Here is a 24,570-nt window from a genome sequence, read left to right as displayed (position 1 = left end):
GACCTCCAAGGGGGTTGGTCGTGATTCGAGCCAGGCTAACTACCCCAACATCGGGAGCGGCTGGAACAATTCCTCGCTGTGGTGTCCCACTCAGCCTCCGACCGGGTGCTCGCCGGCCTCGACCCAGAGCAGCGGGCGGCGGTAACCGCCCCGGCTGGCCCGGTCTGCGTCCTGGCCGGCGCCGGCACAGGGAAGACCCGGGCGGTCACCTCCAGGATCGCTCACCGAACGTTGACCGGGGAAATTCTGGCCCGGCACCTGCTCGCGGTCACCTTCACCGCACGGGCCGCCGCCGAGCTGCGCAGCCGACTCGCCACGCTCGGGGTGCCGGGCGTGCAGGCGCGCACCTTCCACGCCGCGGCGCTGCGTCAGGTGCGTTACTTCGCGCCCCGGCTGCTCGCCGGTCGGGCGATGCCCGAGCTGCTGGACAGTAAGGTCCGGCTGGTCACCCTCGCCGCGGCGAGGGTCGGGATCCGCTCCGACCGGGCCGGCGTCCGGGACCTCGCGGGCGAGATCGAGTGGGCGAAGTCGTCCCTGGTCGAGCCCGGGGAGTACGTGGTCGCGGCCGCTCGGGCGCTGCGGGACACCCAGTACGAGCCGGCGAAGGTGGCCGACGTCTTCGCCGCGTACGAGAAGGCCAAACGCGCCGGCGGGGTGATTGATTTCGAGGACATGCTGCGCGCCGCGATCTGGGGAATCGAAGAGCACCCGGACGTCGCCGACCAAGTACGCGCCCAGTACCGGCACTTCGTCGTTGACGAGTACCAGGACGTCAACCCGCTCCAACAGCGGCTGTTGGAGGCGTGGCTCGGTGGTGGAGACGACCTGACGGTGGTGGGTGACGCGAGTCAGACGATCTACTCGTTCACCGGCGCGACCTCGTCCTACCTGGTTGACTTCCCCCGCCGGCACCGCGGCGCGACGGTGGTCCGCCTGGTGCGCGACTACCGCTCCACCCCCCAGGTGGTCGGGCTGGCCAACTCGGTCATCGCGCCGGCCCGGGGCGCTGAGGCGCGGCTTCGGCTGGAGTTGGTCGGCCAGCGCCCGACCGGCCCCGAGCCCGAGTTGAGGATCTTCACCGACGAGCCGGCCGAAGCCGCCGCCGTCGCCGCCCGCTGCCGTGCTCTGGTGGACGCCGGCACGCCGGCCCGGGAGATCGCCGTGCTGTTTCGGACCAATGCGCAGTCCGAGGCGTACGAGGAGGCGCTGACCGAGGCCGAGGTGCCGTACCAGGTGCAGGGTGCGGAGCGGTTCTTCGAGCGCGTCGAGGTACGGCAGGCGATGGTCGCGCTGCGCGCCGCCACCCGCTCCCTTCCTGGTGACACCCCGCTGCGGGCGGCCGTGATCGAGGCGCTGGCCGCGGTGGGGTGGGCACCGGACACCCCACCAGCCGGTGGCGCCGCCCGGGAACGGTGGGCGGCCCTCGCCGCCCTGGTCCAACTCGCCGAGGAGTACGCGGCCAGCACCCCGGTGCTGCCGATCGGACCGGCTGCCGCGGTCGAGCGGCCGGCCACGCTGGCCGACTTCACCGACGAGCTGGCTCGGCGTGCCGCCGCCCAGCACGTGCCGACGGTCGAGGGCGTGACACTCGCATCCCTGCACTCGGCGAAGGGTCTGGAGTGGGATGCCGTCTTCCTGGTCGGCCTCGCCGAGGGCACCCTGCCCACCACCTATGCCAAAACACCGGAGCAGGTGGAGGAGGAGCGCCGGCTGCTCTACGTGGGCATCACCCGGGCTCGGGAGTGGCTTTGGCTGTCGTACGCCTCAGCCCGCTCACCGGGTGGGCGTCCCCGGCGGCCCTGTCGCTTCCTGCCCCGGCTGGACTCCTCCGGTTCCAGAGGGCGGGCCGGTGCGAGCGGGGTACGGCGGACCGAGCGTCGGCGTACCCAACTCGTCTCCTGCCGGGTCTGCGGTACGACGCTGCTCGCTGGTGCGGAGCGCAAGCTGGGCCGGTGCACCGCCTGTCCGTCTGACCTGGACCAGGAGTTGCACGGGCGGCTGGGTGAGTGGCGGCGTCGGGTGGCCAGTGGCCAGCGGGTACCGGACTATGTGGTCTTCACCGACGCGACTCTGGTCGCGTTGGCGGAGCGGCGCCCACAGCAGCCCCGGGACCTCACCGCGATCGCCGGGATCGGGGCCCGCAAGCTGGGGCTGTACGGGGAGGCGGTGCTGGCCTTGGTAGCCGGTGCGACGGTGGACGAGGTCTGCCCGGAGAGAACTTCCGAAATCTTGCCGTAAATTCGTTTGCCCTCGCCCCCGGGTGCGGCATAGCCTCGGGGCATACCTCGCGAGCGGCGGCATTCAGGCTGCTCACGGGCGTGATCCAGTCGGCACGAGGGAAAGTTAGGGAGGTGGCCCCAATGAAGAATCACAGCAATGCACGTCCGTTGGTGCTGCCTGCTGCCATGGCTTCCCTGCCGGCCGTCCAGCTGGCCCTCACCGCTGCGCGACCGTCGGTTCCGCAGGCGTACCAGGTCGAGACTCAGACCGAGCTGATTCTCGCGCTGGCGCCATTCGGAACTCAAGGGACCAGTGGTTTCACGGGCAAGGGCGTTGATAGCGCCAAGCGGCGCACGGACGTCCGCGGTGTTCCACCTCGAGGTAGACCGGTCTGATCCAGACCACCGGCTCACCTCGAGGCCGCGGAACCCGCATACCGGGATCCGCGGCCTTCGTTTTTGTCCCGTCGAAGTATGTCGGAAATGCGATCCAAAAGATCGAAGTGAGAGAGAGGTGACCGGGCGATGAGTCTGGCGTTGGTCCCACTCGACCTGAGTGTCGAGCTGGAGGCGAACCTGCCCTGCCGGAAGTTCGACCCCGACCTGTGGTTCTCTGACTCGCCCCCCGAGCTTGAGGTGGCCAAGTCGCTCTGCGGGGACTGCCCGCTGCGCGTCGAGTGCCTCGCTGGCGCGGTGGAGCGGGCCGAGCCCTGGGGCGTCTGGGGTGGCGAGATCTTCGAGCGTGGCGCGGTGGTCCCGCGTAAGCGGCCCCGAGGCCGTCCTCGTAAGGAAGATGTCGCCCGCGACGCCACACTCCGGGTCGAGGCCGAGGCGCGACTGGAGGCCAGTGGACTGGCCCGGCGCGACGCGGTCCGGCTGGCGGCCTGACAACCACCCGATCCGTTCCACCCTTCGCCGGTGTTCGCGCCGGCCACGAGAAAGCTGACGAGGATGTTCCAGCAATCGAACAAATTTGAACTGCAATTACTGAACGAAGTGTTGTCGAGGGCTCGAATGCCCCGGCCTCAGGCCGGTCGCACCACCACGAGCACTGAGGCTTATCGCTCCGCCCGTACTGTCGCGATGGCCGCCCGTCGGCGGGCGGCGCGCGAGTCGGGAGTCGGCTAGGCAGCGGGCCCGATCCCCCCTCTCGGGTGGGGACCGGGCCCGTTAGCTAACACCGCTGCGACGGGCGCGTTCGGTTACCCCGGACGCGCCCGTCATCGCATCAGGCGACCGGGGCGAAGCCGGGCAGCCAGCGCTCCAGGATCCCCCGGTACGGTGCCTTCGCCTCCAACTGGCACAGCACCCCGATCGAGCCGAGCGTGACCCGGTGGATCAGCAGGTACGACGGGGGCAGGTTGAGATTTCGGCTGAGCTGGTACGCGGGCGAGCGAGGGCTGGCCAGTCGGGTCGCTTCGGCCCGTAGCCAAGCCCGGGTGAAGCGGAACTCCTCAGCGGCGACCGGTTCCAGCATCGGCTGTAGGAAGTCCAGCAGCGCCGGTCCGTCAAGAGCCTCGCTGTTGCTGACGAAACCCTCGTCACTCAAGCCGGCCATCACCTCTTCGGCATCTCCCCGCAAGGCCAGTCCGGCGATGCGGCCGATCGGCTCGGGGGTCCCCTCAGGGAGCCGGGCCACCGCACCGAAGTCAACCACCCCAAGCCGCCCGTCGGGCAGCAGCCGGAAGTTGCCCGGATGCGGGTCGGCGTGGAGCAGCCCGGCCCGCATCGGCGCGGAGAGGTGCAGGGTGGCCATCAACCGGCCGGCCTCGTCCCGCTCTTGTTCGGAGCCCTCCCGGATGATCTGCGACAGTGGAGTTCCCTCAACCCACCCGGTCACGAGGACCCGCGGCGACGCGGCGACCACGGCCGGGATGTAGATCTCCGGGTCGTCCGCGTACGCGGTGGCGAAGGCGCGCTGCGACTCGGCCTCCAGCTCGTAGTCGAGCTCCTCGGTGATGCGTTCCCGTAGCTCGGCGAGGAGCGGTTTGATGTCCAGCCCCGGCTGGATCGCCCGGAACATCCCACCGAGCCGGGAGAGCTGTTTGAGGTCGGTGAGCAGGGCTTCTCCCGCACCTGGGTACTGAATCTTGATCGCCACGTCGCGGGTGTTCGGCGCGCCGGCCGCGTCGTAGCCCGGCTCTCGCCACTGCCCGCGGTGTACCTGCCCGATGCTGGCGGCGGCGACCGGTGTGTCGTCGAACTCCACGAACCGGTCCCGCCAGTCCGGGCCGAGTTGCTCGGCGAGCACCCGGTGTACGGAGGCGGCGGGCAGTGGGGGTGCGGCCTCCTGGAGTTTGGTCAGCGCCTGTCGGTAGGGGGCGGCCATCTCCTCGGGCAGCGCCGCCTCGAAGACCGACAACGCCTGGCCGAACTTCATCGCGCCGCCCTTGAGCTGCCCAAGGACGCTGAAGAGCTGTTCGGCGGTGCGTTGCTGGATCTCCGTGGAGATCACGTCAGAGGCGAGCCCGGTGACGCGCTTGCCCACGCCGAGGACGGTCCGGCCGGCGAAGCCGAGCGGCAGGGCGGCGAGCTTGGCGGTCCGGGAGACGGCGCGGCGCGGGATTTCGGTCACCTGGCTATTGTGACCGACCGGGCGGGCCCGCGGCTGCCGTGCGGCTGGGCCGGTCCCCCTTCGGACAGCTGGGCGCCCCGGGGCTGCGGCGGACCGGTCGGGCTCTGGGCTCACCGGGCCCGCCGACTGATCTCACGTTCCGCGACCGGAGCAGGTGCAGGAGGGGTGGGGCGCCCAGTGCCGGCGACGTAGCTGGCCGTCGGCGGTTACCTCGATGGAACCGCTGACGGTGGCCGGGTCACCGCCATCGAGGTGGCCCAGGGCTTCGCCGGTGCCGTACGCCACGGCAGCTAGCAGTGTTGTCGTCGCGCAGGCCCACTCCGGCGTGCCGCTGGCGAGCTGGGCGGCGAGCGCCGGCCAGCTCGGGTCGCGGTCCCTTCGGTGCAGGTCGAGGCAGTTCAGACAGGGACCGATCGGTGGCCGGACCAACGGGCCGATGACCGGCACGCCCTCCCGGAGGTCAAGCAGCAGGTGTACCTGCCGGCGTTGGCGGTGGGCGGCGGCGAGTAGGGGAGCCGGGCGGTCCGCACCGCACTGAATCACGAGGTCGATCCGGCCAGGTTGAAGTGGACCAGTGGCGGTGCCGGGGGCGGTGCGGCCGAGGGTCTCCCGGACCGCGCTGGTGAGCGGCTGACCGAGGTCGGCGGCGGGGATTCCGGTGCCGACGAGGTCCGCCGGCGCGACCGGGCCGGCCAGGCGTGGTTGCACGTGCCCAACCCCGGCCTGGGCCAGGGCGACGGCGACGGGAGCGCCCAGGCGCCCGGCGCCGGCCACCAGCACCCGCGCTGTCCGGCGGCGGCGCAGTACCTGTGCGGGCGTGCCGGCGGGCCGTTGGTTGGCCAGGGCGAGCGCGCCGGCCTCGGCGGTGAGGCGGGTTCGTGGCGGCCCGGTCAGGTCGCGGGGTAGGAGGGTGTGAGCGGGTACGACCAGGCCGGCGGTGCGGAGCGCCTCGAGCAGGGTGCGGGCGGCCTCCCGCCCCACCTCGATTCGGTTGGCCTGTTCCAGCACGTGCCGCTCGCTATGCGCGCCGTCGAGCAGGTCCAGGAGCCGGGCGGTACGCGGGTTGGCCAGCTCCAGCAGGACGGCCCGGCTCGGATCGACACCCAGTTGCAGCGTGTGTCGGTCCCGCCAGAGGCGGGTGAGGCCGGGGAGCAGGGTTGGCCGAGGCAGGGCGGTAAGGCTCATGGACACGAATGGTGGTCGCGTCAGAGCTTTCCGTCGAACGTTGTCCACAGGTGTGCGGAGTCCTGCCCGGGGTTTTCCACAGGAAGCGGCTGGTTCTCCACAGGCCTCCGACGCGCCTGTCCGGCAACCGACATTGGCTGGGTGGTGGAAGGGTTGACCCTTCCACCACCCAGAAAGGCGTTAGACCTTCGCTTTACCCAGAATGCGGTTCACTGTTGTGCCGCACACCGGACACTTGCCCTTGGCCATGTTCATCCCGGTCTTGGAAACCTCGACGCGTCCCTCGAAGTCCCGCTTCTCCTTGCACTTGACGCAGTAACCGTTGTAAGTCTGGGCCTGGTCGGCCACGGGTGCCTCCTCGTCTCGTCCGCCGGCGAACGCTCATCCGGCGGGGTTCCAGCGGCGGGCCATGAGGGCGCCGGCGCTAGGCCTTCCGTCGTGGTCACAGGCGTGACCACCGGTCCGCGGACCCTACCCAGGTCTGGGGGGTTCCATGTCAACTCCTCATCGACACTGTGAGCAAGTTGACGACGAGAGTGTGCACGGCGAATTAGCTTGGATAAGTGAGTTTGGTGGGGACACGCCGGACGGATGCCCTGAAAAACGGCGCAGGGTGCCCACAGGTGACGGGAGTGAACGTGATCACCTGGCCCGGGCTTGCCTTCGGGTTATTCCCGGGCACTCTAACGCAGAAAAATTTTCGGGACTCCGGGCGACCAACACTTATTTTTCGGGCGCGTGTCGCGGGTTGGCCCTTGCGGACCCCTAGTCACCACGAAGTAACTTTTCTTCGTGGCAGGAATCCGAGGCGGCGCGGCGGGCTGATGGCAGCACCGCGGAAGCCGGTGGTCGAGGTACGGCGCAGCCAGCGCCGCCGCCGGACGGTGTCCGCGTACCGCGACGGCGAGCGGGTCGTCGTCCTGATCCCAGACCAGTTCTCCCGAGCGGAGGAGAGCGAGTGGGTGGACCGAATGCTTGCCCGGCTCGCCGCCCGGGAGGGCCGGCTGGTCCGATCCGACGACGAACTCCTCGCCCGTGCCACTCGACTGATCGCCCTCTACCTGGCCGATCATGGCCCGGACGCGATTCCGGCAAGCGTCCGCTGGGTGACCAACCAGAACGGTCGTTGGGGCTCCTGCACCCCAGCCGATCGGACGATTCGCATCTCCCACCGGCTACAGGACATGCCGGACTGGGTGATCGACTATGTCCTGTTGCATGAGTTGGCCCACCTCATCGTCCCGAACCACAACGCCCGCTTCTGGCGGCTTGTGGGCCGCTACCCGAAGACCGAGCGGGCCCGTGGCTACCTGGAGGGCATCGCGGCGGTCTCCTCCTCCTGATCTACGCCGGCGGGGCGTAGGGTCGGTGCGTGGTACGACGGTTGGTGGTAGCCCTGCTCGCGCCGGTCACCTGGACGCCGCCAGAGATCGCCCCCACCGACTGGCGGACGGCGCTCGCCGAGGATGTGGTTGATCTCCTCGCCACGCTCAACGAGGTCGAAACCGCAGTTGCGGTGACCGCGGCCGACCGGTGGCTGGCCGACGCCGTGGTCTGGCCCGGCACCACCGTCTACCAGATTTCGCGGCCCACCGTCGGCGCCGTCCTCGCCAGCTGCGGGCGGACCGCCCAGCCGAGCCAGCCGGCCAGCGTCAACCATCCCGAGCCCGGGCACGGATACGACCAGGTGGCGGTTGTCGCCGGGGACGCCCCGGACCTGCCGGGGCTGACCATCGGCAAGCTGCTCCGGCCGCTCACCACCCGACCGGTGGCCGTGGCCCCGGTCAGCGGTGGCGACACCGGCCTGCTCGGTGCGGCGGCCCGACTGCCCCTACCGGAGTGGCTACCGGCGCTGGACCTGGACCGGGCGGTACCCACCGCGGTGCGGGCGGCGGCACCTCGGCCCAGCGAGCTCGCCGTCACCGCGGGGTGGCATCGACTGCGCGGCCCGGCCGACCTGGCCCGACTCGACCCCGCCCTGGCTGGCTGGGACGCCACCCGCACCCTGCTTGCCGGCGCGGGCATCCTCGGCTGACCCCGGCGGGGCCGGAGAGTCAGCTGGCGGTGGGTGGGTTCTCTCCGTCGGGCTCGCCGGGGGCCTGCTCCGGGGGGCCACCCGGCGCGCTGAAGTCGAAGCTCTCCAACTCGTCAGCATCGAGCCGGGACTGGGCGAAGGCAACCGGGTCGGCGAAGTCGTCGTCGGAGGGCAGCAGGTCGGGGTGACCCCAGAGCGCGTCCCGCCCGGCGATTCCCCGGTGTTCGGTGAGGGCCGCCCAGAGCGCCGCCGCCTCGCGCAGCCGCCGCGGCCGAAGCTCCAGGCCGACCAGGGCGGCGAAGGTCTGCTCGGCTGGACCTCCGGCGGCCCGCCGCCGCCGGAACGCCTCCCCGAGTCGGACGACGTTGGGCAGTCGCTCCCCGGCCGCGCTGTCGACCACGTGGCAGACCCAGCCCTCGACGAGCGCGAGGGCCGTCTCCAACCGGGCCAGCGACGCCTTCTGGGATGGATTGTCCTCGGGGGTGAAGATCCCCTCCAGCGCGATCGCCTGCATCGACTCCGGGTCGGTCGGGTCAACGCGGCCCATCGCCTCCTCAATCGCCTCGCGGTTGACCCGGATGCCCGAGGCGTACATCTCCACCGCGTTGAGCACGTGTCCGCGCAGCCACGGCACATGCTCGAAGAGGCGCTGGTGAGCGGCCTCGCGCAGGGCCACGTAGAGGCGTACCTCGTCCTCCGGCAGTTCCAGCCCGGCACCGTAGTCCCGGATGTTGGCCGGGACGAGCGCCGCGGTGCCGGCCGGGCCGAGCGGCAGCCCGATGTCGCCGGCGGAGAGCACCTCGGCGGCGAGCGAGCCGAGGGCCTGGCCCAGTTGGCCCCCGAAGAGGGCCCCGCCGAGGGTGGCCACCATCGACTGCATCGGGCCGAGTTGGGCCCGCGCCTCCGGCGGCACCAGGTCACCCATGGCGCCGACCATCCGGCTGGCCACCGGGTCACACAACTTGCGCCAGACGTCGAGGGTTTTGTAGATCCACTCATTCCGGTTCCACGCCACCGAGGCGCGGATGCCCGACGGGAGCGCCGAGCCGGACTCCAACCAGAGGTCGGCCAGGCGCAGCGCCTCCTCCACCGCGTTGCGCTCGTACGGCGAGACAGCCGGATCACCCCCGGCGCTGAGCTGGCTCGCCGCCACCTGGCGGGCCAGGTCCCAGTTCACCGGCCCACTGCCGGGCGCGGCGAGCAGGTGCTGCAGCTGGGACATGAACTGCTGCATCTGCGCGGGGTCGTTGGGGTCTGGTGGCTGGCCACCGGGGAGCGCGAAACCGAACGGAATATCAGGCACGGGGTCTACGGTACGCGCGCCATGCCCCAGGTCGCGTCGGCTGGCGTCGCGTCAACGGTGAAGTCCTGGCAGGTCCGCGGGGCCCAGCGCACTCGGTCGGTACGCTCTGCCGCATGAGACGTCGCGGCATGACCGTCCTGCTCGGTGCCATCTTTGTTGCCCTGCTTGGTATCGGCGTGCTCGCGGCGCCCATCCCGTACGTGGTGCTGGGCCCCGGCCCCACCGTCAACACGCTGGGCACCGAGGACGGCAAGGAGGTCATCCAGGTCGAGGGCCGGGAGACCTCCACCTCGGCGGGGGAGTTGCGGTTGACCACGGTGGGGGTGCAGCCCTCGGTCAAGCTGCGCGGAGCCATCCAGGGTTGGTTCTCCGACGACGAGGCGGTGGTACCGCGGGAACTGGTGTACCCGCCGGGGGAGAGCCGTGAGGAGGTCGAGGAACGCAATGCGGAGGACTTCGAGGCCTCCCAGTCCAGCGCGGAGACGGTCGCGTTGCGCGAGCTCGGATTCCCGGTGACGGTGCAGGTCAAGACGGTGGTCGGGGACGGGCCGGCGGCCGGTCTGCTCCGTCCTGGCGACGTGGTGACCTCCGTCAACGGAGAGCCGGTCCCGGTGGCCATCCGGCTCACCGAGTTGATCCAGGCCGAGCCGGCCGGCACCGCCCTGGAGATCGGCTACACCCGCGACGGGACCCCGGGGACCGCGCGGATCACCACCCAGGAGCGGGACGGCAAGCCCCGGATCGGGATCGGAATCGAGCAGCAGCAGCCGCACCCGTTCACGCTGACGATCGACCTGGCGGACATCGGTGGCCCGAGCGCCGGGCTCATGTTCGCCCTCGGCATCATCGACAAGCTGACCCCGGATGATCTGACCGGTGGACAGATCCTCGCCGGCACCGGCACGATCGATGACACGGGCCGGGTCGGCCCGATCGGCGGAATCCCCCAGAAGCTGGTCGGCGCCAAGGAGGCCGGTGCCACCGCCTTCCTGGTCCCGGCGGAAAACTGCGCCGAGGCGGTCCGCAATCCCCAGCCCGACCTTCCGCTGCTCAAGGTAGCGACGCTGGACGATGCGTTGACGGCCCTTGAGGAGTTGCGAACGGGGGGCGAACCGACCCGCTGCTGAGCCAACTGCCGGCACTCGGTGTGACCGCGGACGACAGGTTTGGGAATACCCCGTACTCTGGTGGCCTGGTCGGAGCCGATCAACCGAACGTGCGGAGCCAACAGTGGTTATGCGTAGCAGCGCCCCAATGCCGAGGATGAGCCGACGCGGACGCGTCACGATTGGTGTGCTGGTCGGGGTGTTCGTGCTCTTCACCCTGCTCGGCTGGGGTGTGCAGGCGTGGACCGACTGGCTCTGGTTCGGCGAGGTCGACTACACCGCGGTCTTCAGCGGGGTGCTCGTCACCCGGCTGCTGCTCTTCGTCGCGGTCGGGCTGGCCATGGCGGCCATCGTCGGCGGCAACCTCTGGCTGGCGCATCGACTGCGGCCTCGGCTGCGACCGCAGTCACCGGAGCAGGCCACCCTGGAGCGATACCGGATGCTGCTCAGCCCTCGGCTCGGCATCTGGTTCACGATGGCCGCCGTCGTGGTCGGCCTCTTCGCGGGGCTGTCGGCACAGAGCCGGTGGAGCGAGTGGTTGCTGTTCCGCAACGGCGGGGACTTCGGCGTCAAGGACCCAGAGTTCGGGGTGGACATCGGCTTCTACGTCTTCGACCTGCCGTTCTGGCGCTATCTGCTCGGGGTCGCCTTCACCGCCGTGGTGTTGGCCCTGCTCGGGGCGCTCGCTGTGCACTACGTCTTCGGCGGGATCCGGCTCCAGGGCGTGGGGGACCGGATGAGCACCGCGGCGCGGGCCCACCTGAGCACGTTGGTCGCGCTCTTCGTGTTGCTCAAGGCCGTCGCGTACGTGCTCGACCGGCGGACGATGCTGCTGGAGTACAACGATGGCGCCAACGTCTACGGTGCCGGTTACGCCGATGTCAATGCGTTGCTGCCGGCGAAGGAGATCCTCGCCTACATCTCGGTCGTCGTGGCGATCGCGGTCCTCGTCTTCTCCAACGCCTGGATGCGGAACCTGGTCTGGCCGGGCATCTCGCTGGCCCTGCTCGGGGTCTCCGCGGTCGCCATCGGCGGCATCTACCCGTGGGCCGTGCAGACCTTCGAGGTGAAGCCGAGTGCCCGGGACAAGGAGGCGCGGTACATCGAGCGCAGCATCGAGGCGACTCGGGCGGCCTTCAGTCTGGGCGAGGCCGAGGCCACGCGGTACGCGGCGAGTAACCTGCAACCGCCAGCGAGCCTCGCCACCGACACTGCGGTGGTGCCGAACGCCCGACTGCTGGATCCGCAGCTAGTCAGCGAGACGTACACGCAGCTCCAGCAGGTCCGCGGCTTCTACGACTTCGGCCCCAAGCTCGACATCGACCGCTACACCGTTGACGGGGAGACCCAGGACTACGTGGTCGGGGTCCGTGAGATCAACTATGGCGAGCTGACCACGCAGCAGAGCAACTGGATCAACCGGCACACCGTCTACACCCACGGGTACGGCCTGGTCGCGGCCCCGGCGAACCGGGTGGTCTGTGGTGGCCAGCCGTACTTCGTCTCTGGCTTCCTCGGGGAGCGGTCGCAGGAGGGGTGTGCCGCCCAGGTCGACCAGATCCCGGCCAGCCAGCCGCGGATCTACTACGGCGAACGGATGGAGGCCGGCGACTACGCCATCGTCGGTAAGGCGAACCCGGAGGCGAGCCCGGCCGAGTTCGATCGGCCGGTCGGCGAGGACGGATCCGAGTCCTACTACACCTACACCGGCTCCGGCGGCGTTGACGTCGGCTCGTTCGGTCGCCGGCTGCTCTACGCGATCAAGGAACAGGAGTCGAACTTCCTGCTCTCCGAGGCGGTCAACGAGAATTCGAAGCTACTCTACGTCCGGAACCCGCGGGAGCGGGTGGAGAAGGTCGCCCCGTTCCTCACCGTGGACGGCGACCCGTACCCGGCGGTGATCGATGGCCGGGTTACGTGGATCATCGACGGCTACACGACCGCCGCGACCTACCCCTACGCCGAGCGGATCAATCTCCAAACCGAGACCACCGACGAACTCACCAACCGGGGCACCTTCCAGCAGGCCCGGGAGAACATCAACTACATCCGGAACTCGGTCAAGGCGACGGTTGATGCGTATGACGGCACGGTCACCCTCTATGAGTTCGACGACGGTGACCCGGTCCTCCGGGCGTGGAACAAGGCCTTCGGCGGCGACCTGATCAAGCCGAAGTCGGAGATCCCGACCGAGCTGAGCGCCCACTTCCGCTACCCGGCTGACCTGTTCAAGGTGCAGCGGAACGTGTACACCCGGTTCCACGTGACCAACCCCGGTGACTTCTACTCCGGGCAGGACTTCTGGCAGGTGCCGAACGTGCCGGACGCGCCGGACAGCGGCCAGAAGCAGCCCCCGTACTACCTCTTCACCCAGATGCCCGGGCAGGATGAACCGCGGTTCCAGCTCACCTCGGCGGTGACGCCGAACCGACGGCAGAACCTCGCGGCGCTGATCTCTGGCTCGTACGTGGACGGTAAGCCACGGCTTGAGGTGTACGAACTGCCGGAAGACACTCGAATCTCCGGCCCGGTGCAGGTGCACCAGCAGATGACCAACAACGCCCAGATTCGGCAGCAGCTGAACCTGCTTTCGTCGAACCAGGCGCAGGTCCAGTACGGCAACCTGCTCTCCCTGCCGTTCGGCAACGGCATGCTCTACGTCGAGCCGGTCTATGTGAAGAGCAACCAACAGCAGGCCTATCCCCTGTTGCAGAAGGTGCTTCTCTCCTACGGCGACGGCGGATCGTTCGTCGTCCTGGCCGACAACCTCCCCGACGGCATCAAACAGCTCGTCGAGCAGGGTGAACAGGCCGGTGCACCAGCGCCTCCACCCGCTGACGACGAGACGCCCCCAAGTCCGACCCCGACCCCGACCCCGGCTCCGACGACTCCGAGCGCTACCCCGCCCCCGTTCACGGGCGATGTGGCTGAGGCGGCCCAGCGGGTTCAGGCGGCGATCGTGGAGCTCCGGGCCGCGCAGGAATCCGGCGACTTCGAGCGCTACGGCCGGGCGCTGAAGGCGTTGGATGATGCGACCGCGGCCTTCGAGCAGGCGGCGGGGACGCCCCCCGCTGCCACGCCGACCACGGCGCCGACCGGCTCACCGTCGCCCGGCGGCTGACCCTCCCCAGTACGCACGTTCAACGACGCCCCCGGAAATTCCGGGGGCGTCGTTGTGTGTGCCCCCCCGCGGCGGAGGACGTTTTGCGTTGGCCGGGGATGGTGCGCTAATGTTTACGAGCCGACGCGGGGTGGAGCAGCTCGGTAGCTCGCTGGGCTCATAACCCAGAGGTCGCAGGTTCAAATCCTGTCCCCGCTACTTTTCGAAAGCCCCGGATGACTTATCCGGGGCTTTCGCCTATGGCGGAACAGTCCGGCGGGACTTTCCCGATGAGGTTTGTTAGCCGGGGTCGCCGATTTGTCGGGCGTAGTGCAACACGACCACACCACTGGCAAACGGGCGCGTCGAGGTGAGCGCGTAGCGGTGCGGGTCGAAGCCCCGGTCAACCAGCGGGATACCGCTGCCGGCGACGACCGGGTTGAGCTTGAGTACCAGTTCGTCGATCTCGTCGAGAAGCTGACCGGCGAGCTGCCCGCCACCGCAGAGCCAGATGTCGCGGCCCGGCCGTGCCTTGAGCTGGCGGACGAAGGCACTCGGATCGCCAGAGACGATCTCCACGTCCGGGTAGCTGGCCGGGGCCAGTGAGCGGCTGAAGACGTACTGCTTCAGGTGGTCGTAGGGGCTGGTGTACCCGAGCCGGAGGCCCGGCTCGTAGGTGACGCGGCCCATCAGCACGGTGTCGAAACGACCAGTTGGCGGGGATGCGACACCGAGCTGGGCGTGGGTGAAGGTGGGCAGCGTCTGGGGCCACTCAGCCACCAGGTAGGGCGCTAGATCGGGCTCCAGGGCGAAGAAGTCGAACGATCCGTCAGGTGCGGCGATGAAACCGTCGAGGGTGGCGGCGACGAAGTAGACGAGCTTGCGCAAAGCGACTCCGATCTTCGGGCAGTCCACAGAGGCAGTTCCGGATCGGCGCGAATCTACAACACCGGTCGTGGATGTACCTGGTAAATACCCGAGGATCGGGGGGGTGCGGATCATGGCCGGGTCTGATGGGGTACAGTAATGAAGCCGACGCGGGGTGGAGCAGCTCGGTAGCTCGCTGGGCTCATAACCCAGAGGTCGCAGGTTCAAATCCTGTCCCCGCTACTTGTTCGAAGGCCCTGGAGGTTTCCTCCAGGGCCTTCGCCGTACCCGGCTTGCGTGGCTCGGCGAGGATGGAGTCATGTCTGCATTCGCGAAGTGGTGGGGCCGGCTCAGCACGGTCCTCGGTGCGGTCGTACTGGCGGTTTTTGTCCCGGTGGCGGCTTGGGCGGCCAGTGGCCCGGGTGAGCTGGCGATCGAGGCCGCCCGGCGCCGCCGCGGGGGCCTCGGCTTCCTCGGGTTCTTCTGTTGCCTGGTCGTGGTCGTCGTGATCGTGTTGCTCGTCCTGCGGGGGGTCCTCCGCGGTCGGCGCGGACCTCGGCGCTGAGCCGACCAGCGCTCCCGGCGCCCCTCCACGTCGGGTCTTGCGGGCCGTCCTCGGCCGCGGCGGGCCGTCCTCGGCCGCGGCGGGCCGCCCGCTGCCGCCGCGGGGCGGTCCGGGCCGCGTGATGTACTAGCCCGCGTGGAACTTCTGCACTCGGGCAAGGTCCGGGATGTCTACGCTGACGGCGACGACCTCATCCTGGTCGCCTCGGACCGTGTCTCCGTCTACGACGTCGTGCTGCCGACGCCGATCCCGGAGAAGGGCAAACTTCTCACGGCGCTCTCGCTGTGGTGGTTCGACCAACTCGCCGAGCTGGTGCCAAACCACGTGCTCTCGGCGACCGACGTGCCGCCGGAGTTCGCCGGCCGGGCGATTCGGTGCCGGCGACTGGAGATGGTTCCGGTGGAGTGCGTCGCCCGGGGCTACCTGGTTGGCGGCGGCTTCGCCGAGTACCAGCGCACCGGAGCGGTCTCCGGGATCGCACTGCCGCGCGGCATGGTCGAGGCGGCCACCCTGCCGGAGCCCATCTTCACCCCCTCCACCAAGGCGCCGGTAGGAGAGCACGACCAGCCGATGACCTTCGGTGAGGTGGTGGACAAGGTCGGCGCGGAGACCGCCGAGCGGCTGCGCCAGATCACGCTCGACGTCTACCGACGGGGAGCCGAGCTCGCCGCCGACCGGGGAATTCTGATCGCCGACACCAAGATCGAGCTGGGTTGGGCTGCCGATGGCACGCTGACGATCGGCGACGAGCTGCTGACCTCGGACTCCTCCCGGTTCTGGCCGGCCGAGTCGTACCAGCCGGGACGCGCCCAGTTCTCGTACGACAAGCAGTACGTACGGGATTGGGCCACCAGGAGCGGATGGGACAAGCAGAGCCCGGCGCCGGAGGTACCGGGTGAGGTCGTTGACGCCACCCGAGCCCGCTACGTTGACGTCTACGAGAAACTCACCGGCGAGCGCTGGGGCTGAACTGGTCGTAGAATCGGTAGCTGTGCGCCAGCTCGCCGTTTTCAGTGGAAGCGCCCATCCTGAGCTCGGTGCGGAGATCTGCACCCACCTGGGGGTGCCCCTGTACCCAACCCGGGTGTCCCGCTTCGCCAACGACTGTCTGGAAGTGCAGTTACAGGCCAACTGTCGGGAACGGGACGTCTTCCTGATCCAGCCGCTGGTCCCGCCGGTGCAGGAGCACCTCGTCGAGCTGCTGTTCATGGTTAACGCGGCCCGCGGGGCCTCGGCCGGTCGGATCAGCGTGGTGCTACCGCACTACGCGTACGCCCGCTCCGACAAGAAGGACGCCCCGCGCATCTCGATCGGTGGGCGGTTGGTCGCGGACCTGCTCACCGCGGCCGGCGCCGATCGGGTCCTCACGATGACCCTGCACTCGCCGCAGGTCTACGGCTTCTTCGGGATCCCGGTCGATCACCTGCACGCGTTACGTGAACTAGCCGCCCACTTCCAGGCGCATGATCTGAGCAACACCGTGGTGGTCTCGCCCGACCTGGGCTATGTCAAGGAGGCGGCGGTCTTCGCCCGGCAGCTCGGCACGCCGGTGGCCGCGGGTGCCAAGCAGCGTTTCGGGGGCGACCGGGTGGAGATCAGCACGATCATCGGCGAGGTCCAGGGCCGAGACGTGATCGTGGTGGACGACGAGATTGTCAAGGGCAGCACGGTGGTCGAGCTGATGGGCCACCTGCGCGAGTTGGGGGTCCGCTCGATCCGGCTGGCCTGCACCCACGGCCTCCTCGTGGACGGAGCCGCGCAGCGGTTGAGCGAGCAGGAGGAGGTGCGGGAGATCGTCTGCACCAACACGGTTCCCATCCCCACCGAGAAGCGGGTCCCCAAGCTGACCGTACTGTCGGTGGCCCCCGCGTTGGCTGAGGCGATTCGCCGTATTCACAACGGTGAGCGCGCTCTTCGGCTGAACCACCCGCCCCCTGGCTAGTCGGGAGCGGGGTGTGGGAGCGGCAGCCGGATCGTGATGCGGACGACCGTCCCGGCTCGGTCGGACTCCACGTCCATGGTGTCGCTCAGCTCGCGCGCCAGCCAGAGTCCCCAGCCACCGACCGAATCCGGGGCCGGGCGGCGGTGGTCCACGAGAAGTCGGCTGCTGAGGCCATCCCCATGATCGGAGACCTCACAGACCAGGTTTCTGGCCTGCCGCCACATCCGTAGCGACCCGCGCCCGCCGCCGTGCCGAACCGCGTTGGTGGTCAGCTCGTTGATTGCCAGCACAAAGTCGTTGAGCCGCTGGCCCCGTAGGCCCGCTCCGTGGGCGCAGGCGGCGGCCGAGTGGCGTAGTTGGGTCACCTCTCCCTGGTCGAAGGCGGTGGCGATCAACAGGCAGGGTTCCGGAGGCGCAGCCGTGCGCGGTAGGTCCGGATCTGCGTTCGTCATGGCCTTTCCCGGCAGGGGTCACGGTGCGGAATAGTGGCAATTCTCACCGTACGCCAGAGCCGCTACCCATATCGATGCCGAAGGTTGAGGGTCAGACCGCCGGCGGCGGGCGGGTCTCGTGGACCGCCAGTTCCTCAGCGCTCGCACCACCGCCGGCCGAACCCGCGTCGTACGCGACCGAGTCGGTCTCCTGGTCGGGATGGGCCCCCTCGTCCGGCTCAACCAGCCGACCCACCTGGGCGTCGGCCCCGCTTCCGAGCAGGCCGTGGTCGTAGAGGGAGACCGGGGAGTTCGGATCGGAGGACGGTCCCGGTTCGAACACATCAGCGTCGAGCTGGGCCTGAGCGGCCTGCTCCGGGCTGTTCGCCTCGGCGGCGATGTCCGGGTCGACCGGTCCGGCCAACGGATCATCCGCTGACCGCTCGTACCGTTCCCGGCCGAGTTTGGCATTCAGCGACTCACCGTCGAGCTGCTCGTCGGCGGTGGTCCCGAACCGGTCGACCGCGACCGGCATCCGGTCCCCGGGCAGCTGCGCGGGGTCCGGGCCGTCTGCCTCCCGCCCGGTCCGGACGTCGTCGTTCGCGGTCGAGTCGTCGTCGGCGGTGTCGGGCAGGCCCACCGCCTCCGGGTCGGACACCGGGGTCGGGTACTCGTCGTCGCGCATGCCGATGCTCTACCCGCTGCCCCACGTCTCGTAACCGTCGCTCCGGCAGCCATCGCCAGTCGACCGCTGCCGCCGATCTGCCAGGTTTCGACTCCTGGACCCTGGGTTAATGGGACTCTCTGACCGGGAGGACCGCCACTGTGACGATGCCTGGAGGTGACCATGCGCGTTGGTCTCGTCTGCGCGCACGCTGACCCGTCCCGGCGTGCCGGCGGCCCGGCTGTTGGGACCCACCAGCACATCGCCCGGGTCGCCACCGAACTCGCTGGGCGGGGCCACGACGTCCGGCTCTACGAGCGCCGCGACGCCCCGGACCAGGCGGCGACGGCGACAGCGGACGGCTACCTGGTCGAGCGAGTCCCGGTCGGTCCCGCCGCGGCGGTGGCCACCGCCGAGTTGGTTGGCCATGTCGCCGAGTACGGCCGTTGGTTGACCGACCGGTGGGCGGACGACTGGGCGCCGGAGATGGTGCACGGGCACTACTGGCTCGGTGGGCTCGCCGCCGCGCACGCCGTCCGCGAGACCGACATCCCGATCGTGCAGACCTTCCACTCGCTCGGGTTGGAACAACTGCGCCGCCTCGGCGCGCGTTACCGCGCGCCGGCGGAGCGAATTCCGCTGGAGCGGGCCCTTGTGCGCGTGGTGGACATCGCGGTGGCTCAGTCCAACGACGAGGTGGACGAACTGGCCCGGATGGGGCTACAACGTGCCTCGGTGGCGCTGGTCCCACCAGGGGTGGATGCGGAGCTGTTCCACCCCGATGGGGAGGCGGCGCCGCGCGAGGCGCGACCGCGGATCCTCTCCGTGACCACCCTCGACCCCGGTCATGGCCAGGAGGATTTGATCCGGGTGATCCGGATGGCTGGCGACGCGGAACTGGTGATCGTCGGCGGCCCGCCGGGCGATCGGCTCGCCGGGCACGCCGAGGCACGCCAGCTTCAGGAACTGGCCGAACGCAACGGGGTGGCCGATCAGGTGACTCTGGTGGGGGCGGTGCCGCACGAGCAGCTGGCCACCTGGTACCGCTCGGCGGACGTGGTGGCCTGTACGTCGGGTTACGCCTCGGCCGGCCGGGTGTCGTTGGAGGCGATGGCCTGCGGCGTGCCGGTGGTCGGGTACGCGATGGGTGGAATCGCCGACGCGGTCGTGGACGAGGTCACCGGACGGCTGGTGCCGCCGGGCGACGTACGCGCCTTGGGGGTGACGTTGCGCCGGCTGATGACCGACAGCGCCGAGCGGTTCGCCTACGGGCATGCCGCCGTGGACCGGGTGCGGTGCAGCTACACGTGGGAGCGGACCGGCGCTGCCCTGGAACGGCTCTACGAGCGGGTGGCCCGCTGCCGCGCCCCGGTTGAGGCCGCCTGAGCGCCTACCCGCCCTGGCGGCGCCGAACTGGACCGGCCAACGCTGACCAGCACCCGTTCCCGGCTACCGGCCACGGCGTGCTGGTGCTGCGGCTCCGCGTACCGGGTCAGCCCGAGTACGGCGGCGAGGGTGACCAGGAAGCCGGCCGCGGCCAGCCACTCCCGACCCGGCCAGATCTGGTCGCCGAGCAGCAGCAGCCCGATGATGGCTGCCGGCACCGCCCCGGCCGCGTCCATCGCGGCTACGGCGGCCGTGGTTGACCCGCGCTGCATAGCCAGGCCGAGGAGGAGCTGGCCGATGACCGAGTGGGCCACCAACAGGTAGAGCAGCGGATCGCCGAGGAACCCCTCCACCGAGTGGGTCGAGGCAAGTGGCCGGGCCGCCACCGCCGCGGCAGAGAAGGCCAGGCCGGCGAGGGAGCCGAGCGCGACCGATCCGGGCGCGCCGTGCAGCCGTACCGCGAAGAAGCCCAGTAGGGCGATCACGCCGAAGGTCGCCGCCAGGGTGACCAGGCCGGCGGTGCCGAGTTGCCGCGAGGGTGCCGGCCGGGCCGAGAGCACCAGCCCGGTGATCCCGGCGACGAGCAGCACCAGCAGAACGATCTCCGCCCGGGGTAGTCGCCACCTCAGCAGGAGCACCCCGAGGAGGGCGGTCACGCCGAGCCCCGCCGCCATGCTGGCCTGCACCAGGAAGAGCGGAAGGTCCCGTCGGGCCAGGAAGGCCAGGACGAAACCGCCGACCTGGCAGCCCAGACCGAGCAGGTAGGTGCGGTGTCCGGCCAGTCGCAGCAGCAACCCCGGATCGAACGAGTGGTGCACGGTGGTGCGGGCCGCCGCGACCGACTGGAGCAGGTTGGCGATCCCGTAGGCGATGATCATTGCCGCGAGGAAGCACCAACCGGAGGAAACCACAGCGCGAGGATAGAGGTTGACCGAAATCAGCGCGCAGGTACTCAACCCAGGCGGGCGAGGACGTCGGTGTGTAGTGGACCGTTCGTGGCGATCGCGCTGATTCCGCCGGAGCCGATTTCCCCCGGAGCGGGCTGGCCCGCCAGGTCGGTGAAGGTTCCGCCCGCCTCGGTCACGATCGGCACCAGCGCGGCGATGTCCCACAGCGACAGCTCCGGCTCCACCATGATGTCCAGCGCCCCCTCGGCCAGCAGCATGTAGCCGTAGAAGTCGCCGTAGGCCCGACTGCGCCAGGCGTCTCGCATGATCTGTAGGACCGCCGGCAGCCGGCCGCTCTCCGCCCAGCCGTTGAGCGAGGAATAGCAGAAGCTGGCATCGGTCAGCTCGGCCACCGCCGATACCTGGATCGGCGCACCGGACGCCTGGTCCGGACCCGCGTACGCCCCCTCGCCGAGCGCCCCCCACCAGCGCCGCCCCAGAGCCGGTGCGGAGACCAGGCCGGCGACTGGATGGTCCCCCTCGAGTAGGGCGATCAGCGTGGCCCACACTGGTACGCCGCGAATGAAGTTCTTCGTCCCGTCGATCGGGTCGATCACCCACCGCCGCCCGTCCGGGCCGGCGGCGGGCTGCTCGCCGTACTCCTCACCGAGGAGACCGTCGTGGGGGCGCTCGGCGGCGAGCAGGGCCCGAATCTTCTGCTCGACCGCGGTGTCGGCGTCGGAGACCGGGGTGAGATCAGGCTTCGTCTCCACCCGAAGGTCCACGGCGCGAAAGCGTGCGGCAGAGACTGCGTCGGCGGCGTCCGCGAGGCGGTGGGCGAGGGTGATGTCGGCGGCGTAACCCTTCATCCAGGGAACAGTAGTGCCGCTCTGGTCAGCTCCCCGCCGACGGGTTACTCGGGTCTCGGGAACTGGGCTTGGTGCGCGGCTCGCTCTCGCCCGTGCGTGAGGCGAGGAGCCGCCGGTATGAGGCCAGCCGGCGTGGGTCGGCCTGGCCGGCGGCGACTCGGGCGCCCAGCCCGCAGAGCGGCTCACCGACGGTGTGTGGGCAGTTCGCCGGGCAGTCGGCCGCCCCCTCGGCGAGGTCGGGGAAGCCGTGCAAAAGGCTCTCGGCGGAGACGTGGGCCAGCCCGAAGCTGCGGATTCCCGGGGTGTCAATGATCCAGCCCTCGGCGGTGTCGGCGACCGGTGGCAGCGGCAACGCCACCACACTGGTTGACGTGTGCCGGCCTCGACCGATCGCGCTGACCTGGCCAACTGCTCGGGTGGCCGCGGGGACCAAGCGGTTGACCAAGGTCGACTTACCTACCCCGGAGTGCCCTACCAGCACCGAGATCCGTCCAGCGAGGAGGCCGCGTAGCGCGTCCAGGGTCGAGTCGGGGCAGATCAGGACATAGGGCAGCTCCAGGTCGGCGTAGTACCCGAGCACCTCCTCCGGCCCGGCGAGGTCGGCCTTGGTGAGGCAGAGCAGCGGCTCGATGTCGGCGTCGTACGCGGCGACCAGGCAGCGGTCGATGAAGCCGGTCCGGGGCGGCGGATCGGCCAGTGCGCTGACGATCACGAGCTGGTCGGCGTTGGCGACGACGACCCGCTCCAGTCGCCCTTCGGCGGTGGTCGCGTCATCTTCGGCGGTGCGTCGCAGCACCGAGCTGCGGTCGGCTATGCGAACGATCCGGGCCAGTGCCCCGGGCCTACCGGACGTGTCGCCAACCAGCCCAACCCGGTCGCCCACTACGACGGACTTGCGACCCAACTCCCGGGCCCGCATCGCGGTCACCGGCGCCTGCTTCGGTTCGGCGCCCTCCAGCATGCAGGTGTAGCGCCCTCGGTCCACGGCGGTGACGAACCCCTCGACCGCGTCCGCGTGGCGCGGACGCCTTCGGGTACGTGGGCGTGAGGATCTGCCGGGCCGAATCCGGACGTCGTCCTCGTCGTACTCCCGCCGCCTCGTTGCCAGGACAGCTCCCCTCAGCTTTTGCCGGTCACCATCGCTGACCATAGCGCCGGGAATTCCGGCATCGTCTTCGAGGTGCAGGCAACGTCGCTCAGCTCGATGCCGGGCACGGCCAGCCCGGCGATCGCGGCGGCGTGTGCCATCCGGTGGTCGTGGTAGGTCTCAAACACTCCGCCACGAAGCGGCCGGGGTCGGATCGCCAGCCCGTCCTGGGACTCGGTGAGGTCGGCGCCGAGAGCGGTGAACTCGCGGGCGAGCGCCGAGATTCGATCGGTCTCGTGCCCCCGGATGTGGGCGATCCCGGTAAACCGGGAGGGGGAGTCGGCGAGCATCGCCAGCGCGGTCAACGCCGGGGTCAGTTCACTCACGTCGGAGAGGTCGGCGGTCAGGCCGTGGACGGTGCCGGTGCCCCGCACGGTCAGCCCGGTGGTGGAGAGGGACACCTCGCCCCCCATCGCCTGCAACAGCCCGCGGAGCCGCTCGACTGGCTGGACGCTGCCGCCCGGCCAGCCGGTCACGGTTACCTCTCCGCCGGTGACCAGCGCGGCGGCGAAGAACGGAACCGCGCCGGAGAGGTCTGGCTCGATCTCCCAGCCACGGCCGGTCAGTGGGCCCGGTTCGACCGTCCAGACATCGGGGGTGGTGTCATCGATGGCGGCACCGGCGGCTCGCAGCATCTGCACCGTCATCCGCAGGTGGGGCGCGGAGGGCACCGGCGGGCCGACGTGTCGAACGACCACCCCTCGGTCGAAGCGGGGAGCCGCCAGGAGCAGCCCGGAGACGAGTTGACTGGAGGCGCTGGCGTCGATCACGACCTCGCCGCCGCGAATGTTGCCGCCACCGAGCACGGTCAGCGGCAGGCTCCCGGAGGTCGGTGAGGTGATTCGGACACCGAGGCGGCGCAGGGCGTCCAGGAGTGGCCCCAGCGGACGCTGGCGGGCTTGTGGGTCGCCGTCGAAGGTGATGCGACCGTCCGCGAGGCCGCTAACCGGGGGCAGGAAGCGCATCACCGTGCCGGCGAGGCCGACATCAATGTGCGCCGGCCCGGCCAGCGGGTGCGGCCGGACCAGCCAGCGCTCGTCGTCGCTGGTCGAGACGTGCGCACCCATCGCCCGTAGTCCGTTGGCCATCAACTCGGTGTCGCGGGCTCGTAGGGGCCGCGCGAGCGTTGATGGGCCGGTAGCCAGGCCGCTGAGCACCAGGGCGCGCGCGGTGAGTGACTTGGAGCCGGGCAGGCGCAGCTTCGTCGAGACCGGATCCGAGGCGGTCGGGGCGGTCCATGGCCGCGGCGGCCGGGTAGCGGTCAGATTTCCCACGGTTACATTCTGCCGCCTTCACCAACGGTCATCGTCAGCTACCCCCGGTGCCGGCCCGCTTCGCGGGACGGCGGGCGACCGGTTGGGGCGCTAGCGTGTCCGGTGTGTGCGGGAGATACGCGACGACCCGGTCCGCGGGGGACCTGAGCGCGATGTTCGAGTCGTACGACGATACGGGTGGCCGGCTCGGCGCGGCCTACAACGTCGCCCCCACCGATCCGGTGCCGTTGGTCCAGGCCACCGCGGCCGGCCAGCGGGTGCTTTCGCTGGGGCGCTGGGGCTTTGTCCCGGCTTGGTCGCGCTCCCCGGCCGGCGCTGCTCGCATGATCAATGCTCGGGCCGAGACGGTGGCCACGAGCCGGGCGTACGCCCGTGCCTTCGCCCGCCACCGGTGTCTGCTGCCGGCGGACGGTTGGTACGAGTGGGTCCGTCACCCGGGTGGCAAGCAGGCGTACTACCTGACTCCCCGGGACGGCTCGCCGGTCGTCTTCGCCGGCATCTGCTCGGTGTGGGAGGGCCCGGGTGAGCCGTTGCTCACCTGCGGCATCGTGACCACCCCCGCCCGCGGCGACCTGGCCGACGTACATGACCGGATGCCGCTGTTGCTGCCCACCGAGCGGTGGGGTGCCTGGCTGGGGCCCACCGAGCGGCCGGTGGACCTGCTCACCCCGCCGTCGCTGGAGTGGCTGGCCGGGTTGGAGGTCCGTCCGGTTGGGCCGGCAGTTGGCAACGTCCGGAACGACGGCCCGGGGCTCGTCGAACGGGTCGCGGCGTCGGTGCCGCGCCGGCGTGGCAGCGGGTCTGGGGAGGAGACACTTTTCTGACGTATTCGCGACTTAAGGTCAGGTGATTTGTCGGTTTTAAGAGCAAAACTTTCTTGGTTAATTCAACTTTTTCCCGCTACCCCTTGTATCGACTTCAAAAAGTGCGATACACCAGAGCGCCGGTGGTGGGTGTCGATCCGCATGCAGCGAGTCGCGCCCGAGATTTCCGGTCCCACGGGGGAGGTGGGTGG

At 70.0% G+C, this 24,570-nt stretch carries 23 protein-coding genes and 2 tRNA genes; 14 read left to right on the top strand and 11 right to left on the bottom strand.

Annotation, left to right across the window (positions count from 1 at the left end; all coding sequences use genetic code 11):
• The first annotated feature begins 78 nt into the window (after positions 1 to 78).
• From SALPAC4_RS0104530 to SALPAC4_RS0104520, 3 genes are all read left to right on the top strand, one after another.
• Entirely contained in the window at positions 79 to 2,238 is a 2,160-nt protein-coding gene (locus tag SALPAC4_RS0104530) for an ATP-dependent DNA helicase UvrD2 (RefSeq protein ID WP_019869337.1), read from the top strand.
• A 122-nt stretch (positions 2,239 to 2,360) separates the two neighbouring features.
• Positions 2,361 to 2,615 carry a hypothetical protein gene (locus tag SALPAC4_RS26050; RefSeq protein ID WP_027644410.1) on the top strand — a complete coding sequence of 85 codons (255 nt, stop codon included), beginning with the start codon at positions 2,361 to 2,363 and terminating at the stop codon, positions 2,613 to 2,615.
• A gap of 129 nt (positions 2,616 to 2,744) precedes the next feature.
• On the top strand, positions 2,745 to 3,107 hold the full coding sequence (locus SALPAC4_RS0104520) for a WhiB family transcriptional regulator (protein WP_018744128.1): 363 nt from the start codon (positions 2,745 to 2,747) through the stop codon (positions 3,105 to 3,107).
• 340 nt (positions 3,108 to 3,447) lie between these two features.
• Here SALPAC4_RS0104520 and SALPAC4_RS0104515 read toward each other — a convergent pair whose 3' ends face one another.
• From SALPAC4_RS0104515 to SALPAC4_RS27895, 3 genes are all read right to left on the bottom strand, one after another.
• A complete protein-coding gene (locus tag SALPAC4_RS0104515) occupies positions 3,448 to 4,794 on the bottom strand; it encodes an ABC1 kinase family protein (RefSeq protein WP_019869336.1) in 1,347 nt (448 codons plus the stop codon).
• A gap of 132 nt (positions 4,795 to 4,926) precedes the next feature.
• The gene (locus SALPAC4_RS0104510; protein ID WP_019869335.1) at positions 4,927 to 5,979 is read right to left on the bottom strand and encodes a hypothetical protein; all 1,053 of its coding nucleotides are present in this window, start codon (positions 5,977 to 5,979) and stop codon (positions 4,927 to 4,929) included.
• Between the two features lie 180 nt (positions 5,980 to 6,159).
• Positions 6,160 to 6,327 carry a DUF5679 domain-containing protein gene (locus SALPAC4_RS27895; RefSeq protein WP_012014940.1) on the bottom strand — a complete coding sequence of 56 codons (168 nt, stop codon included), beginning with the start codon at positions 6,325 to 6,327 and terminating at the stop codon, positions 6,160 to 6,162.
• A 476-nt stretch (positions 6,328 to 6,803) separates the two neighbouring features.
• On the opposite strand from SALPAC4_RS27895, the gene SALPAC4_RS0104500 reads away from it, so the two are divergent.
• Both SALPAC4_RS0104500 and SALPAC4_RS0104495 read left to right on the top strand, forming a co-directional pair.
• Positions 6,804 to 7,322 (top strand): M48 metallopeptidase family protein, encoded by a 519-nt coding sequence (locus tag SALPAC4_RS0104500; RefSeq protein WP_027644411.1) that lies wholly within the window; start codon positions 6,804 to 6,806, stop codon positions 7,320 to 7,322.
• Positions 7,323 to 7,351: 29 nt separating this feature from the next.
• Positions 7,352 to 8,014 carry a hypothetical protein gene (locus SALPAC4_RS0104495; protein WP_019869333.1) on the top strand — a complete coding sequence of 221 codons (663 nt, stop codon included), beginning with the start codon at positions 7,352 to 7,354 and terminating at the stop codon, positions 8,012 to 8,014.
• A 19-nt stretch (positions 8,015 to 8,033) separates the two neighbouring features.
• On the opposite strand, the gene SALPAC4_RS25060 is transcribed toward SALPAC4_RS0104495, so the two are convergent.
• Entirely contained in the window at positions 8,034 to 9,248 is a 1,215-nt protein-coding gene (locus SALPAC4_RS25060; RefSeq protein ID WP_019869332.1) for a zinc-dependent metalloprotease, read from the bottom strand.
• A 182-nt stretch (positions 9,249 to 9,430) separates the two neighbouring features.
• Here SALPAC4_RS25060 and SALPAC4_RS0104485 point away from each other — a divergent pair, with 182 nt between their 5' ends.
• The 3 genes from SALPAC4_RS0104485 to SALPAC4_RS0104475 all read left to right on the top strand — a co-directional run bounded on the left by SALPAC4_RS0104485 (position 9,431) and on the right by SALPAC4_RS0104475 (position 13,742).
• Complete coding sequence (locus SALPAC4_RS0104485) at positions 9,431 to 10,444, top strand: YlbL family protein (RefSeq protein ID WP_026323182.1); 1,014 nt, start codon at positions 9,431 to 9,433, stop codon at positions 10,442 to 10,444.
• A 109-nt stretch (positions 10,445 to 10,553) separates the two neighbouring features.
• A complete protein-coding gene (locus tag SALPAC4_RS0104480) occupies positions 10,554 to 13,544 on the top strand; it encodes a UPF0182 family membrane protein (RefSeq protein ID WP_188116842.1) in 2,991 nt (996 codons plus the stop codon).
• Positions 13,545 to 13,668: 124 nt separating this feature from the next.
• A tRNA-Met gene (locus SALPAC4_RS0104475) sits at positions 13,669 to 13,742 on the top strand.
• An 81-nt stretch (positions 13,743 to 13,823) separates the two neighbouring features.
• Here SALPAC4_RS0104475 and SALPAC4_RS0104470 read toward each other — a convergent pair.
• Positions 13,824 to 14,438, bottom strand: a complete 615-nt coding sequence (locus tag SALPAC4_RS0104470) for a dihydrofolate reductase family protein (protein ID WP_019869330.1) — start codon at positions 14,436 to 14,438, stop codon at positions 13,824 to 13,826.
• Between the two features lie 121 nt (positions 14,439 to 14,559).
• Here SALPAC4_RS0104470 and SALPAC4_RS0104465 point away from each other — a divergent pair.
• The 4 genes from SALPAC4_RS0104465 (at position 14,560) to SALPAC4_RS0104450 (ending at position 16,897) form a co-directional block, all read left to right on the top strand.
• Positions 14,560 to 14,633, top strand: a tRNA-Met gene (locus SALPAC4_RS0104465).
• A gap of 76 nt (positions 14,634 to 14,709) precedes the next feature.
• Positions 14,710 to 14,955 carry a hypothetical protein gene (locus SALPAC4_RS0104460; protein ID WP_019869329.1) on the top strand — a complete coding sequence of 82 codons (246 nt, stop codon included), beginning with the start codon at positions 14,710 to 14,712 and terminating at the stop codon, positions 14,953 to 14,955.
• Between the two features lie 135 nt (positions 14,956 to 15,090).
• Entirely contained in the window at positions 15,091 to 15,924 is an 834-nt protein-coding gene (locus SALPAC4_RS0104455; protein WP_019869328.1) for a phosphoribosylaminoimidazolesuccinocarboxamide synthase, read from the top strand.
• A 22-nt stretch (positions 15,925 to 15,946) separates the two neighbouring features.
• Entirely contained in the window at positions 15,947 to 16,897 is a 951-nt protein-coding gene (locus SALPAC4_RS0104450) for a ribose-phosphate diphosphokinase (RefSeq protein ID WP_019869327.1), read from the top strand.
• On the opposite strand, the gene SALPAC4_RS0104445 is transcribed toward SALPAC4_RS0104450, so the two are convergent.
• Entirely contained in the window at positions 16,894 to 17,349 is a 456-nt protein-coding gene (locus SALPAC4_RS0104445) for an ATP-binding protein (protein ID WP_019869326.1), read from the bottom strand. The genes SALPAC4_RS0104450 and SALPAC4_RS0104445 overlap by 4 nt on opposite strands.
• 91 nt (positions 17,350 to 17,440) lie before the next feature.
• Complete coding sequence (locus SALPAC4_RS0104440; protein ID WP_019869325.1) at positions 17,441 to 18,013, bottom strand: DUF5709 domain-containing protein; 573 nt, start codon at positions 18,011 to 18,013, stop codon at positions 17,441 to 17,443.
• Positions 18,014 to 18,175: 162 nt separating this feature from the next.
• Between SALPAC4_RS0104440 and SALPAC4_RS0104435 the strand changes: the two genes are divergently transcribed.
• The gene (locus tag SALPAC4_RS0104435; protein ID WP_019869324.1) at positions 18,176 to 19,378 is read left to right on the top strand and encodes a glycosyltransferase; all 1,203 of its coding nucleotides are present in this window, start codon (positions 18,176 to 18,178) and stop codon (positions 19,376 to 19,378) included.
• On the opposite strand, the gene SALPAC4_RS0104430 is transcribed toward SALPAC4_RS0104435, so the two are convergent.
• From SALPAC4_RS0104430 to aroA, 4 genes are all read right to left on the bottom strand, one after another.
• Positions 19,333 to 20,256: a hypothetical protein gene (locus SALPAC4_RS0104430; protein ID WP_018729300.1), complete on the bottom strand. Its 924-nt coding sequence runs from the start codon at positions 20,254 to 20,256 to the stop codon at positions 19,333 to 19,335. The two genes, SALPAC4_RS0104435 and SALPAC4_RS0104430, sit on opposite strands and share 46 nt — an antisense overlap.
• Positions 20,257 to 20,330: 74 nt before the next feature.
• Positions 20,331 to 21,134, bottom strand: coding sequence for a histidinol-phosphatase (gene hisN / locus SALPAC4_RS0104425; RefSeq protein ID WP_019869323.1), 804 nt, complete (start codon positions 21,132 to 21,134; stop codon positions 20,331 to 20,333).
• A gap of 25 nt (positions 21,135 to 21,159) precedes the next feature.
• The gene (rsgA, locus tag SALPAC4_RS0104420) at positions 21,160 to 22,284 is read right to left on the bottom strand and encodes a ribosome small subunit-dependent GTPase A (protein WP_033664849.1); all 1,125 of its coding nucleotides are present in this window, start codon (positions 22,282 to 22,284) and stop codon (positions 21,160 to 21,162) included.
• Complete coding sequence (aroA, locus tag SALPAC4_RS0104415) at positions 22,254 to 23,555, bottom strand: 3-phosphoshikimate 1-carboxyvinyltransferase (RefSeq protein ID WP_018729303.1); 1,302 nt, start codon at positions 23,553 to 23,555, stop codon at positions 22,254 to 22,256. Before aroA ends, rsgA begins: the two co-directional genes overlap by 31 nt.
• A 104-nt stretch (positions 23,556 to 23,659) precedes the next feature.
• Between aroA and SALPAC4_RS0104410 the strand changes: the two genes are divergently transcribed.
• A complete protein-coding gene (locus SALPAC4_RS0104410; protein ID WP_033664851.1) occupies positions 23,660 to 24,379 on the top strand; it encodes an SOS response-associated peptidase in 720 nt (239 codons plus the stop codon).
• Positions 24,380 to 24,570 lie beyond the last annotated feature (191 nt).

The organism is Salinispora oceanensis (genome assembly GCF_000383575.1).
In the GTDB taxonomy this organism is placed as follows: Bacteria; Actinomycetota; Actinomycetes; order Mycobacteriales; family Micromonosporaceae; genus Micromonospora; species Micromonospora oceanensis.
The sequence above is the reverse complement of the archived record's forward strand: the minus strand, read 5'-3'. Positions and strand labels throughout refer to the sequence as shown.

Coding starts and splice junctions, on each gene's coding strand:
- SALPAC4_RS0104485 (WP_026323182.1), top strand. CDS start 9,431: ATGAGACGTCGCGGCATGACCGTCCTGCTCGGTGCCATCTTTGTTGCC.
- SALPAC4_RS0104435 (WP_019869324.1), top strand. CDS start 18,176: ATGCGCGTTGGTCTCGTCTGCGCGCACGCTGACCCGTCCCGGCGTGCC.
- SALPAC4_RS0104460 (WP_019869329.1), top strand. CDS start 14,710: ATGTCTGCATTCGCGAAGTGGTGGGGCCGGCTCAGCACGGTCCTCGGT.
- hisN (WP_019869323.1), bottom strand. CDS start 21,134: ATGAAGGGTTACGCCGCCGACATCACCCTCGCCCACCGCCTCGCGGAC.
- SALPAC4_RS25060 (WP_019869332.1), bottom strand. CDS start 9,248: ATGCAGCAGTTCATGTCCCAGCTGCAGCACCTGCTCGCCGCGCCCGGC.
- SALPAC4_RS26050 (WP_027644410.1), top strand. CDS start 2,361: ATGAAGAATCACAGCAATGCACGTCCGTTGGTGCTGCCTGCTGCCATG.
- SALPAC4_RS0104445 (WP_019869326.1), bottom strand. CDS start 17,349: ATGACGAACGCAGATCCGGACCTACCGCGCACGGCTGCGCCTCCGGAA.
- SALPAC4_RS0104480 (WP_188116842.1), top strand. CDS start 10,554: ATGCGTAGCAGCGCCCCAATGCCGAGGATGAGCCGACGCGGACGCGTC.
- rsgA (WP_033664849.1), bottom strand. CDS start 22,284: ATGGTCAGCGATGGTGACCGGCAAAAGCTGAGGGGAGCTGTCCTGGCA.
- SALPAC4_RS0104500 (WP_027644411.1), top strand. CDS start 6,804: ATGGCAGCACCGCGGAAGCCGGTGGTCGAGGTACGGCGCAGCCAGCGC.
- SALPAC4_RS0104430 (WP_018729300.1), bottom strand. CDS start 20,256: ATGATCATCGCCTACGGGATCGCCAACCTGCTCCAGTCGGTCGCGGCG.
- SALPAC4_RS0104520 (WP_018744128.1), top strand. CDS start 2,745: ATGAGTCTGGCGTTGGTCCCACTCGACCTGAGTGTCGAGCTGGAGGCG.
- SALPAC4_RS0104510 (WP_019869335.1), bottom strand. CDS start 5,979: ATGAGCCTTACCGCCCTGCCTCGGCCAACCCTGCTCCCCGGCCTCACC.
- SALPAC4_RS0104440 (WP_019869325.1), bottom strand. CDS start 18,013: ATGCGCGACGACGAGTACCCGACCCCGGTGTCCGACCCGGAGGCGGTG.